7 protein-coding genes and 1 pseudogene are annotated in these 12,686 nt (G+C 62.3%); 4 read left to right on the top strand and 4 right to left on the bottom strand.

Features of this window, described 5'->3' with window-relative positions; all coding sequences use genetic code 11:
* Positions 1-30: 30 nt before the first annotated feature.
* Positions 31-3,468 carry a DNA polymerase III subunit alpha gene (dnaE, locus tag AC4GYV_RS06195; RefSeq protein WP_491100398.1) on the top strand — a complete coding sequence of 1,146 codons (3,438 nt, stop codon included), beginning with the start codon at positions 31-33 and terminating at the stop codon, positions 3,466-3,468.
* Between the two features lie 3 nt (positions 3,469-3,471).
* On the opposite strand, the gene AC4GYV_RS06190 is transcribed toward dnaE, so the two are convergent.
* Together AC4GYV_RS06190 and mtgA are read right to left on the bottom strand one after the other, a co-directional pair.
* The gene (locus AC4GYV_RS06190) at positions 3,472-4,155 is read right to left on the bottom strand and encodes a hemerythrin domain-containing protein (protein WP_491099783.1); all 684 of its coding nucleotides are present in this window, start codon (positions 4,153-4,155) and stop codon (positions 3,472-3,474) included.
* A 341-nt stretch (positions 4,156-4,496) separates the two neighbouring features.
* Positions 4,497-5,231, bottom strand: a pseudogene (gene mtgA, locus AC4GYV_RS06185) (monofunctional biosynthetic peptidoglycan transglycosylase); the annotation flags it as partial.
* An 80-nt stretch (positions 5,232-5,311) separates the two neighbouring features.
* Here mtgA and alaS point away from each other — a divergent pair.
* Complete coding sequence (gene alaS, locus AC4GYV_RS06180; RefSeq protein WP_491099782.1) at positions 5,312-7,969, top strand: alanine--tRNA ligase; 2,658 nt, start codon at positions 5,312-5,314, stop codon at positions 7,967-7,969.
* A gap of 138 nt (positions 7,970-8,107) precedes the next feature.
* Here alaS and AC4GYV_RS06175 read toward each other — a convergent pair whose 3' ends face one another.
* Positions 8,108-9,895, bottom strand: coding sequence for a cation:proton antiporter domain-containing protein (locus AC4GYV_RS06175; RefSeq protein WP_491099781.1), 1,788 nt, complete (start codon positions 9,893-9,895; stop codon positions 8,108-8,110).
* 68 nt (positions 9,896-9,963) lie between these two features.
* Between AC4GYV_RS06175 and AC4GYV_RS06170 the strand changes: the two genes are divergently transcribed.
* Together AC4GYV_RS06170 and AC4GYV_RS06165 are read left to right on the top strand one after the other, a co-directional pair.
* Positions 9,964-10,170: a hypervirulence associated TUDOR domain-containing protein gene (locus tag AC4GYV_RS06170; protein ID WP_491099780.1), complete on the top strand. Its 207-nt coding sequence runs from the start codon at positions 9,964-9,966 to the stop codon at positions 10,168-10,170.
* 31 nt (positions 10,171-10,201) lie between these two features.
* Positions 10,202-11,422, top strand: coding sequence for an FAD-dependent oxidoreductase (locus tag AC4GYV_RS06165; RefSeq protein WP_491099779.1), 1,221 nt, complete (start codon positions 10,202-10,204; stop codon positions 11,420-11,422).
* Here the strand turns inward: AC4GYV_RS06165 and AC4GYV_RS06160 are convergent.
* The gene (locus tag AC4GYV_RS06160) at positions 11,379-12,623 is read right to left on the bottom strand and encodes an NADP-dependent isocitrate dehydrogenase (protein ID WP_491099778.1); all 1,245 of its coding nucleotides are present in this window, start codon (positions 12,621-12,623) and stop codon (positions 11,379-11,381) included. The genes AC4GYV_RS06165 and AC4GYV_RS06160 overlap by 44 nt on opposite strands.
* Between the last annotated feature and the right edge of the window lie 63 nt (positions 12,624-12,686).

Genomic DNA, 12,686 nt, shown 5'->3' with positions numbered 1-12,686 from the left:
TCGCCGCAATCCCATAGTTAGTGCGTGAGTCTGCCCTACGTTCCGCTGCGCGTATTTTCCTCCTTCACGATGCTCGAAGGCGCGATGGAGCCGAAGACCATCGCTGAACGCGCTGCCAAGCTTGGTTTTCCCGCGGCTGCAATTACCGACCGGAACGGTCTTTATGGCGTCATGCCTTTCAGCGAAGCCTGTTTCGCGAAAGGCGTGCAGCCGATCATCGGCACGATGCTCGGGGTCGCGCGACCACCCGAACTGGGCGGGGGCGAAAAGATCGATTGGCTCGTGCTGCTTGCGCAGGACGACCAGGGCTATGCGAATCTCTGCAAGCTGGTTTCGGCGGCGCACCTCGACCGACCGGTGGAGCAGGACCCCCATGTCGAGCTGACGCAACTCGAAGGACAAAGCGACGGATTGCTTGCGCTCACCGCTGGAACGGAGGGGGCGCTCGCTCGGCTTCTTTCGGAAGGTCAGTCGATCCAGGCTGAGGCCTATCTGGATCGGCTCCAGGCCCTGTTCCCCGATCGTCTCTATATCGAGCTCAGCCGTCGTAATGACGGCATCGAGGAAGCATCTGAAGATGCGCTGATCGACCTTGCCTACGCACGTGATCTTCCGCTGGTCGCAACCAACCCAGCAGCTTACGCGGACCCCACCTTCCATGCAGCGCATGACGCAATGCTGTGCATCGCGAATAGCGCGTACGTTGAAAGCGCAGACCGCGTCACATCGTCGGCCGACGCTTGGCTGAAGGACGCGACGGCGATGGGCGAGTTGTTCGCCGATCTGCCGGAAGCACTGGCGAACACGGCCGTTATTGCGCAGCGCTGCGCTGTCGCGGCGCCGAAGCGCAGGCCAATCCTTCCGCGCCTTGGTGAGGACGAAGATGAGCAATTGCGGAAGGACGCGCATGCCGGCCTGGATGCCCGCTTGGCGGGCCGGCCCACGGAGGACCGCGAAGCCTATCTCGAGCGTCTCGACTATGAGCTCGAGATCATCACCGGCATGGGGTTTGCGGGCTACTTCCTGATCGTCGCCGACTTCATCAAGTGGGCGAAGGCGAACGATATCCCGGTGGGTCCGGGCCGCGGCTCGGGGGCAGGCTCCGTCGTCGCCTGGGCACTGACGATCACCGATCTCGACCCGATCGCGCTCAACCTACTCTTCGAGCGCTTCCTCAATCCCGAGCGCGTGTCGATGCCCGACTTCGACATCGATTTCTGCGAAACGCATCGCGACAAGGTGATCTCGTACGTTCAGCGGAAATACGGCCGCGACAAGGTGGCGCAGATCATTACCTTCGGCCGCCTGAAGGCGCGCGCGGTGCTGAAGGACACAGGGCGTGTGCTCCAGATGAGCTACGGCCACGTCGATCGGCTCGCCAAGCTCATCCCGAACCATCCCACCGATCCCTGGACCCTGGAGAGATCGCTCAACGGCGTCCCGGAAGTCGCCGCGGAGTACAAGGACCCCGACGTCCGACGTCTCTTCGATTTGGCGATGAAGCTGGAAGGCCTGCCACGTCACGCTTCGACCCACGCCGCGGGCGTTGTGATCGGTGATCGCCCTCTCGACGAGTTGGTCCCGCTCTATCGCGATCCGCGGTCGGACATGCCCGTCACCCAGTTCGACATGAAGTATGTCGAGGCGGCAGGGTTGGTGAAGTTCGACTTCCTTGGCCTCAAGACCCTGTCGGTCCTGAAGGAAGGCCAGCGGCTGCTCGCCGAGCAAGGCGTCCACGTCGATTTCAGCGCGCTGCCGTGGGACGATCCCGCGATCTACGAACTGCTTCAGCGCGGTGATACGGTCGGCGTGTTCCAGCTGGAATCCGAGGGCATGCGGCGCACGCTGTCAGCTGTTCGCCCAACGAACTTCGGCGACATCATCGCGCTCGTGGCGCTCTATCGCCCCGGCCCGATGGACAACATTCCGCTCTTCGGCGACCGCAAGAACGGCCGCGCGCAGATCGAATATCCGCATCCATTGCTCGAAGGCATCCTCGCCGAGACTTACGGGATCTTCGTCTACCAGGAACAGGTGATGCAGGCGGCGCAGATCCTCGCCGGCTACTCACTCGGCGGCGCCGACCTTCTGCGCCGCGCCATGGGTAAGAAGATCAAGTCCGAGATGGATGCGCAGCGCGCGACCTTCGTCGAGGGCTGCGCGACCCACAACAACATCCCGGCGGCCAAGGCCAACGAGCTGTTCGACTTGATCGACAAGTTCGCGGGTTACGGCTTCAACAAGAGCCACGCCGCCGCATACGCGCTCGTCGCTTATCAAACAGCGTGGCTGAAGGCTCATCACCGGGCTGAATTCTATGCGGCGTCGATGAGCTTCGACATGGCGCTCACCGACAAGCTCGGCATCTTCGTCGAGGATATGCGGCGCGGCGAGGTTGAGTGCCTTCCACCCGACATCAATGCCAGTCACCCCTTCTTCACCGTCGAAAGCGGCGCGGTGCGTTACGCATTGGGCGCGCTAAAGGGTGTCGGGGAGAAAGCGATGGAATCGCTGGTCGAAGAGCGTGAGCGGGGCGGCCCGTTCATAACGCTCGAAGACCTGGCTTCGCGCATCGATCCGAGGCTGCTCAATCGCCGGCAGCTGGAAAGCCTTGCTGGGGCCGGCGCATTCGACTCGATCAAGCCGGAACGAGCTGCAGTCTTCGCTGGCGCCGAGACGATCCTTGCCCATGCCGCAAGTGCCCACGATCAGCGTACGAGCGGGCAGGCCGGCCTATTCGGTGCGAACAGTGCTGAAGCGGCGCCGATCCGCTTGCCGCGCGAAGCTTCATGGACGCTCGCTCAACGCATGGCCGCGGAGCGCGATGCCTTTGGTTTCTATTTCTCGGCTCATCCGGTCGATGCTGCCAAGCACCTGCTGGCGGCGCACAAGGTGAAGACCTTCGCCGATCTCGCTGAGATGAGGATCGCAGAGGGCGAACGCATTGGTGCCACCATGGCCGGACTCGCGGAGGAGGCACGCTGGCGGACGTCAGCCAAGGGCCGCCGCTATGTGATGGCGACGCTGAGCGACAGATCGGGTCAGTTCGTGGCTACAGCCTTCGACGACGAAGCGACAGCAGCGCTCGAAGCAGCAGCCAAGGCCGGACAATGTGGGTTGCTAAGTGTTGAGTTGGACCGCCGCGCCGGAGACGAGACGCCACGCGTCACGATCAAGCGCTTCCAGCCTTTGAGCGATCTGGCCAAGCGGACTCGGCTGCAGATGACGGTCCGCGTGCCCGACGCTCACGCGGTGGCCCAGTTGGTTCGCGAGCTGGCTGAAGCTCGTGGCTCCAATGGAATGGTGCGGTTCGTCGTCCCCATTGCGGGGGACCGAGAAGCCGCACTGATTGCTGGCCGCGATTTTGCGCTCGACGGTGAGTTGGCGTCTCGCATCGAGCGCATAACAGGCGAGGGGAGCGTCGACCTCTCCGTACAGGAGCCGCCGAAGCTCGCCCTCGTCGGTTAGGCGCTAAGCCATCCAAAAGCCGTCGCGGTTCACAAGGCTCGTGACCTTGGCATTCTGTTCTTCAGTCAGGCTATTCTTGAACGCCGGGAAGACATCTTCCTCTTCCATATGCGCGTGGCGCGACACGAGATCGCGGAACTCGCGAACCTTTTCGAGCCAGGTCGGCGAGTCGGGGCCCGCCTTGTTGAGCTCATAAATGTAGGTCTTGATGTAGCCGTGCTCGCCTTCGAGTTGGTCGGCAGTCACCGCCTCATTGGCTTCGCGGAGCGCCGGATAAACGACCATCTCCTCCTGGTGAGCATGCTTGTCGAGCGCGTGGGTAAGCTTCATCAGGAGCATCTTGCGCTTGAACGTCTGGGTCTGGTCGGTCGCTAGCATCTTGTCGAAAATCGCCAGCGCCATGTCATGTTCAGTGGCGAGGATCTCATCCCAATCGCCGACGCTTGCTTCCATGCCCTGCATGATCGCCTTGCGCCCGAAATTGGCGGCGAAGCCGATTGCGACACCGGCGAGTGCCGCGCCAAGCATTGGGCCTGCGCTGTCGCCCCACGAAAAGGCGCTCCGGTCCTGCCTGCTGCTGGTGCCGCTATCGCTGGAGGCGCGGCTTTCACTCGAACGGTTGCGGCCGGATCCGCTGCGGCCTGAAGTGCTGCGATTGGATGTGCGAGTCTGCGTACGCGTTGCCATTTAACTCCTCCTTGGCTGGATTTTGCCGTTCAACGGTCGGGGGAGAGGCGCCGTTCCGCTCGTGAAGCGAGTTCACGAACAGTTCGGCGCATTGGCTAAACGCCGTTGGCTGACTCCGGCGGCTGCTCCGTAGGCGGAGTTGTCTCAGGTAAGTTTTCGGTCGGCGTCGGTGACGGCTCTGGTGCGACTAGCGGCTCGGTCGATGTCTCCGGCAACTCGCGCACGGCGTTCTCGACGGGCGGCAGTGCCTTGGGGCTTTCATATTCTTCGCCCGGAAGCGGCCGTGGCTTCTTGCTGACCGGCGGCGGTGCCTTGTTCACCGGCGCACTGGTGCCCTTATAGACGCACGCGTCGAGGCCGTCGCGGGCAACGATCGGGATGCGCGCCGCAATTGTATTTCCATAGCGCCGGGTGAAGCCCTTGGGCGCAGTCGCACCGCGCTTCTTCGGAAGTGGCAGGACCGCCGCGATGCGCGCAGCCTCTGTGGGGCTCATCGCACTGGCGTCGTGGCCGAAGTAGCGCTCAGACCCGGCGTTGACGCCGTAGGTGCCGATGCCAGTCTCCGCGAGGTTCAGATAAACCTCCATGATGCGCTGCTTGCCCCAGAGATGCTCGATGAGGAACGTGAACCAGGCCTCGACTCCCTTACGCGCATAGCCGCCGCCGTTCCACAGAAAGGCGTTCTTCGCGGTCTGCTGGCTGATCGTGGAACCGCCGCGTATCCGGCCGCCTGACGCATTCCTTTTCATTGCATCTTCAAGAGCTTCAATGTCGAATCCGCTATGCGAGCAGAACTTGCTGTCCTCCGCGGCAATCGATGCGCGGACCATGTCCCGGTCGATCTGCCCGATCGGCATCCAGTCGCGCGTCGCGCCTCGGCCGGCGATGACGTCACCGAGCATGGTGACCGTGATCGGCGGGTTCACGAAGCGATAGGCGAGCACCCAGAGCACCGAAATGATGAGAAAGGCGAGGATGAGCTTGAGGATCCAGCCAATGATCCTTCCGAGGATCGACCCAGACCGCTGCTTCTTGCGCTTGTACTTCGGTATGCTCGACTTGGGTCGCTTCGCCATCAGAGGCGACTAGCGGGAAGGGCAGCAAGCTGCCAAGTCCTCTCCTTGCCGCACTGCAGCGCAGCATTTACATCGCCCCCATGACATCGACGAACGACATCCGCCGCGGCTTCCTCGACTTTTTCGAGAAGAATGGGCACGCGCGGGTGCCGTCCGCGCCGCTCGTGCCCCAGAATGACCCGACCCTGATGTTTGTGAATGCCGGAATGGTGCCGTTCAAGAACGTCTTCACCGGTCTGGAGACGCGGCCCTATTCGACGGCGACGAGCTCCCAGAAATGCGTTCGCGCCGGCGGCAAGCACAATGACCTCGATAATGTCGGTTACACGTCCCGGCACCATACCTTCTTCGAAATGCTGGGGAATTTCTCGTTCGGTGATTATTTCAAGGATCGCGCCATCGAGCTTGCCTGGAACCTGATCACCAAGGAATGGGGTCTCAGCCCTGATCGGCTGACGGCGACGGTCTACCACACTGACGATGAGGCCTTCGACCTATGGAAGAAGATCTCGGGCTTGCCCGAAAGCCGGATCATCCGCATCCCGACGAAGGATAACTTTTGGGCGATGGGCGACGATGGTCCCTGTGGCCCATGTTCCGAGATCTTCTACGACCACGGCGACCATATCCCCGGCGGACCTCCGGGTAGCCCGGATGAAGACGGCGACCGCTTCGTCGAGATCTGGAACCTCGTCTTCATGCAGTACGAGCAGGCTGCAGGTGAGATCGTGTCCGAGCTGCCGAAGAAGAGCATCGACACCGGAATGGGCCTCGAGCGCATCGCCGCGGTGCTTCAGGGCGTACACGACAATTACGACACCGACACCTTCAAGGCGCTGATCCACGCCAGCGAGGAGCTGACGCGGACGAAGGCTGAAGGCGAGCAGCAGGCCAGTCACCGCGTCATCGCCGACCACCTGCGCGCGTCGGGCTTCCTGGTCGCTGACGGGGTGCTGCCGGCGAACGAGGGCAGGGGCTATGTCCTCCGCCGCATCATGCGCCGAGCGATGCGCCACGCGCACCTGCTCGGGTCGAAGGAGCCGCTGATGTACCGGCTCGTGCCGGCGCTCGTCGCTGAGATGGGCGCGGCATATCCGGAACTGGTTCGTGCGCAGCCCCTGATCGAAGCGACGCTCCAGCAGGAAGAGACTCGTTTCCGTCAGACTCTGGCGACCGGCCTTAAATTGCTCGACGAAGCGACGACGGACCTCGCTCAAGGCGGGACGCTGTCAGGTGAGACAGCGTTCAAGCTCTACGACACGTACGGCTTCCCATATGATCTGACGGAGGACGCCCTCCGTTCGCGCGGTTTGCAGGTCGATCGGGCGGGTTTCGATGCCGCCATGGCCGAGCAGAAAGCCAAGGCTCGTGCGGCCTGGAAGGGCTCAGGTGCCAAGGCTAGCGAAGACGTGTGGTTCGACTTGGTCGAAGAGCATGGGCCGACCGAGTTCACCGGCTATTCCGGCGATGAAGGCGAAGGGGTTGTTCTCGCCATCGTCAATGACGGTGAGCGCGTCGAGAACGCCGAGGTCGGACAGACGGTCGAGATCGTCGTTAACCAGACACCATTCTACGGTGAAAGCGGTGGCCAGATCGGCGACACTGGAAAATTGTCTACGCTCAAGGGTTTCGCCGGCGAGGTTGAGGACACGTCGAAGCCGTTAGGCAAGCTGCACGTGCTGCGGACGAAGGTCGTAGCTGGTGAACTGTCTGTGGGCGAGACGGTTCATCAGAAGGTGGACAGCGAACGCCGCGATCGCGTCCGGGCAAACCACAGCGCGACGCACCTGCTGCATGCGGCGCTGCGCCGCCATCTCGGCACGCATGTGACGCAAAAGGGCAGCTTGGTCGCACCGGATTATTTCCGTTTCGACTTCTCACATCCGAAGGCGCTGACGCGCGAGGAGATCGAGGCCGTGGAGGCAGAGGTAAACGCGCAAATCCGCTCGAATGAGGCGGTGACGACGCGCCTGATGACCCCGGATGAGGCCATGTCCGCAGGTGCCATGGCCTTATTCGGCGAGAAGTATGGCGATGAGGTCCGCGTTCTATCGATGGGCCGTCTGACGGAGGCCGATTACTCGGTCGAGCTGTGCGGAGGAACGCACGTCCGCGCGCTTGGCGATATCCAATTGCTCAAGATCATCAGCGAGAGCGCTGTGTCCGCAGGCGTCCGCCGCATCGAAGCGCTGACGGGCGAAGCCGCCCGCCAGTGGCTCAATGAGCGTGACGCCAAGCTTCGCGAAGCGGCCGCAACCCTCAAGAGCGCGCCAGATGAAGTGCCCGCCCGCATTGTCTCGCTGGTCGAGGATCGGCGCCGCTTGGAACGCGAGCTGGCCGATGCGAAGAGAGCGTTGGCGATGGGAGGCGGTGCCTCGAAAGCGGAGGCTCCTGGGCCGGAAGATGTGAACGGCCACAAATTCCTCGGCCAGGTCGTGGAAGGGCTGGATCCTAAGAGCTTACGGTCCACGGTTGATACGATGAAGCAGCGCGTCGGGTCCGGCATCGCGGCCTTGATCGCCGTGAACGAAGGCCGCGCGAGCGTGGCCGTCGGCGTGACCGACGACCTCGCTTCGCAGGTCAGCGCAGTGGAGCTGGTGAAAGCCGCGGTAGCCACGCTTGGCGGACAGGGCGGCGGTGGGCGGCCCGATATGGCACAGGGCGGTGGTCCAGACGGCTCAAAAGCCAATGAGGCGCTCGAGGCGGTCAAAGATGCGCTGGAGAAGGTTGCGGCCTAATCATCTTGGTAACTGGGCCGTACCGACGAAAGTTAAGACCGTGTCGTCACATGACGTTTGGCCGGATCGCGTCTCAGGAATTTCCAGTGCTCAACGTTCGGTGACACGTCAGCGAGATGGCGGCCTGGATGGTAACAGTCAGCCGATAGCCGTCCGGTCGCGAACTCGCCGGCGGCCGAGCGTTGGGACCTCGTCTAGCTCGGCTTCCGTCATGATTTGGGCCCGGAGCTCCGACCTTTTCTCGTGAATGCTCGCGATGACCGGGCCCATTGCAACCCCGAGATCGACAAGCGCCGCCTCTGAAAGCTGCAACGACGCTTCCAGTGTCTCGGGAACAGCATCCGTCACGCCTGCCTTGTAGAGTTCAGCGGCGTGCGCAGTGTCGCGAGCGCGGGCGATGATCGGCAGGTCGGGGAATACGGCGCGGAGTTGGCGGGTGAGGCGCCGAACGAGCACGGGATTGTCCATCGTCAGGATGAATGCGCTTGGTTCGCGCTCCTTGACCTTATCGATGAGCTCGGGGTGGGCGACGTCGCCGAAGAGAACGTCGTATCCTTCCTTCTTGGCCGCACTGACGGCATCCACATCGGCATCGACTGCGAGATAGTCCTTGTTGTGCGCGTCAAGCATGTCGGCAACCAGCCGTCCGACCCGTCCGAAGCCCAGGATGATGACCTGTCCAACTGCAGCAGTTTGTACGGCCTGATCGATCTCGCCCGCGGATTCTTGTTTACCCATCTCGCGTCCCGCGAGCCGTCCCAATTTCGCAAGCATGGGCGTCACTGTCAGGCCGAGGGCCGTGACGATTTGCCAAAAGGCTGCCGTTTCCGGCGCAATGACTCGGGCCGCGACAGCGGACGAAAGCACGATCAACGTCGTCTCGGACGGAGAGGCCATCAATACGCCGGTCTCGGCCGCGACACTGCCCTTTGCGCCGTTGAGCCGCAGAAAGAGGGCCGTGATCGAGGCCTTGATCGCCAGCACCGCCAGAAGCGCGATCAGGATCTGCCTCCAGTTCGCAACGACAACCTCCAGGTCGATGCTCATTCCGACGGTGATCAGGAAGATGCCAAGACCGAGTCCACGGAACGGGGCAGTCATAACCTCGACCTCACCGCGATACTCAGTCTCGGCGATGACGATTCCGGCGATGAGCGCCCCGAGGATCGGGGAGAAGCCGATGCTGCTGGTGACTAGGCTCGCGACAATCACGATGAGCAAGCAGGCCGCGAGGAACATCTCGGGGCTCTTGGTCCGCGCGGCCTGAGCAAAGAGCTGCGGCAGCAACAGGCGGCCTGCGAGCAGCATCGCGACGGCGACTACCCCGCCAATCAGCAGAGTCTGGAGAAGGGACCCTACGCCGACGTCCGCGGAGTGAGGCGCCATAGCGCCTAGTGCGAATACGATCGGCACCAGCGCCACGTCTTCGAACAACAGCATGGCTAGAGAGGACCGACCTACCGGGCTGTGCGTCCCGACGAGAGGCAACACGATAGCGGTGGACGAGAGCGCCAAGGCTAGGCCAAGCCCGACCGCGGCGGCGGTGCTGTGCCCGGTGAAGTAGAGGACCGCAGCAATCGCGGCGGCACTGCAGAGAAGCTCAGCTGCGCCTACGCCAAACAACAGCCGCCGCATGCTCCACAGCCGGCGGAACGAAAGCTCCAAGCCGATTGAGAAGAGCAAGAGAACGATTCCGAGCTCCGCGAAGGGCTCGATCGAATGCGCGTTGGAAATGGTGATGTAATGAAGCCAGGGATGGGTCTTCGTGAGCTCGCCAAGACCGTTGGGGCCGACCAGCACGCCGATCAGGATAAAACCGATGAGAGGGCTGATCCGGATGCGCGCGAAGGCCGGGATCACGATCCCCGCGGCGCCTAGGATGATGAGAGCGTCTTCGAAGCCTGATGTACTGAATTCACCTTCCATACGGCCTTTAGAGCAGGTGAGGCGACTAGTGTCACCGCCGATGCGTTCAGCCGATCACGGAGGAACGCATGCCAAAGGAATTGAAGTCAGGCGATCGCGTAAGCTGGAACGCTCACGGCGGCGAGGCTCACGGGAAAGTCGTTCGCAAGGTGACGAAGCCAATGACCATCAAGGGCCACGAGGTCGCCGCATCGAAGGACAATCCAGAATATCTCGTTGAGACCGAGGACGGGAAGCAAGCCGCGCACAAAGCAGAAGCGCTACGCAAGGGTTGACGGCTGTTTCACGCCTCTGCGACATGACGCCATGGCGTCAGAGACGCACGAGGCCGAATACGATCTGATCGTTGTCGGCGGCGGCCCTGCCGGGATGATGGCCGGCCTGCTTTTCGCTCGCGCGGGCTGTCAGGTTCTAGTGCTTGAGAAGCACGCCGACTTCTTCCGAGATTTCCGTGGCGACACCGTGCACCCGTCGACGATGGAGATTCTCGATCAGCTCGGGATGCTCCAGCGCTTCCTGAAGCGGCCGCACAATCCCGTGAACTCGGCCGAACTGCGCATGGCGGGTCGCGAGTGGACGATCGGCGATTTATCTCATCTCAAGACGCCGGCCCCGTTCATCGCGATGATGCCGCAGTGGGACTTCCTCGATTTTCTTCGCGAGGAAGCAAGGGCGTTTCCAGCCTTTCATCTGGAAATGAGTGAGCCCGTCACAGACTTCGTCGAAGAAAGCGGTCGGGTTGTTGGCGTGCGGCTCGAGGACGGTCGCGAGCTGCGGTCCAAGCTGACGATTGCGGCTGACGGGCGCGCCTCAATCGTTCGCGGCATGCTTCCGCTCGAGGATCTTGGCGCACCGATGGACGTCTTCTGGTTCCGAATTGCCAAGCACAAAGACGGTAAGGCTGGCCTCCGCGGCAACGTCGAGCGAGGTCGCCTGCTCGTGATGATCGATCGCGGCGACTACTGGCAGTGCGCCTTCCTGATCCCGAAGGGCGCCGCCGAAGCGTATCAAGCGCGCGGCATTGAAGCGATCCGCGAGGAAGTGGCGGCGGCAGCGCCTCCGGGTCTAGACCTGAGTGAACTCGACGAGACCACGGATCTCCACCTGCTCACGGTAAAGCTCGACCGCCTGACTCGCTGGTACAAGCCAGGCCTGCTCGCCATCGGCGATGCTGCGCACGCGATGTCGCCGATCGGTGGGATCGGCATCAATCTCGCGATCCAGGACGCCGTCGCTTCTGCCAACATCCTCGCTGGCGCCCTCGCGCGCGGCAACGATGTGAATCCGCTTCTGGGGAAGGTACAAGAACGGAGGATGTTCCCGACCCGCGTAATCCAAGGGGCGCAGAAATTCGCTCAGGACCGGGTGATCGGCCGGTTGCTCCAGCCGGGCGCCCCGATACGCGAGGCGCCCCTGATCGTCCGGCTGTTCGACCGCTACCCGGTGCTTCGCCGCATTCCAGGCCGATTCATCGGCCTTGGCGTCAGGCGCGAGCGGGTTCTGTCGCCAGCTGCTCGTCAGCCATAGCGGCTTCGAGGTTCTTCACGATGGCCTCGAAGAACTGCTCGGTAGTCATCCACGCCTGCTCCGGCCCGACGAGGATCGCCAGATCCTTGGTCATCTGCCCGCCCTCGACCGTTTCAACGCAGACGCGCTCGAGCGTCTCGGCGAAGCGGGTGACTTCCGGCGTCCCATCGAACTTACCGCGATACTTGAGGCCTCCGGTCCAGGCGAAGATCGAGGCGATCGGGTTGGTCGAGGTCGCCTTGCCCTGCTGATGCATGCGATAATGGCGGGTGACGGTGCCGTGTGCAGCTTCCGCTTCGACGGTCTTCCCGTCCGGCGTCATCAGTACCGAGGTCATGAGGCCGAGAGAACCGAAGCCCTGTGCGACCTGGTCCGACTGGACGTCGCCATCGTAATTTTTGCAGGCCCAGACGAACTTGCCGCTCCACTTCAGCGCGGAAGCCACCATGTCGTCGATCAGGCGATGCTGATATTCGATGCCAGCAGCTTGGAACTTCGCCTTGTATTCGCTGTCATAAATTTCCTGGAAGATGTCCTTGAACCGGCCGTCATAGGCCTTGAGGATCGTGTTCTTCGTGGAGAGATAGAGCGGCCAGCCGCGGTTGAGGCTGTAATTGAAGCAGGCATGGGCGAAGTCGCGTATCGACGCGTCGAGATTATACATGCCCATCGCAACGCCGGAGCCGGGGAAGTCGAACACGTCGAACTCTAGCTCCTGACCATCATTGCCGACCCACTTCATCGTGAGCTTCCCCGGACCGGGCACCCGGAAGTCGGTCGCACGATACTGGTCACCGAAAGCGTGACGGCCCACAACGATCGGATCGGTCCAACCCGGAATGAGGCGCGGGACGTTCGAGATCACAATCGGCTCGCGGAAGATGCAGCCGCCAAGGATGTTGCGGATCGTGCCGTTTGGCGACTTCCACATCTTTTTGAGGTGGAACTCCTCGACGCGCGCTTCGTCAGGCGTGATCGTGGCGCACTTCACGCCAACGCCATGTTCCTTGATCGCATTGGCGGCATCGATCGTGACCTGGTCATCGGTGGCGTCGCGGTTCTCGATGGAAAGATCGTAGTAGAGAAGGTCTACGTCGAGGTAGGGCAGGATCAGCCGCTCGCGAATCCACTGCCAAATGATCCGCGTCATCTCGTCGCCGTCTAGTTCGACGACAGGGTTCTTCACCTTGATCTTGGCCATGTCTTTTCCTGCGATTTTGAGATTTGGCGGGGCATTAGGATGCGTGCACAGGCTGCGCAACCG

It is taken from the genome of Sphingomonas sp. SP4 (assembly GCF_058313375.1).
The sequence above is the reverse complement of the archived record's forward strand: the minus strand, read 5'-3'. Positions and strand labels throughout refer to the sequence as shown.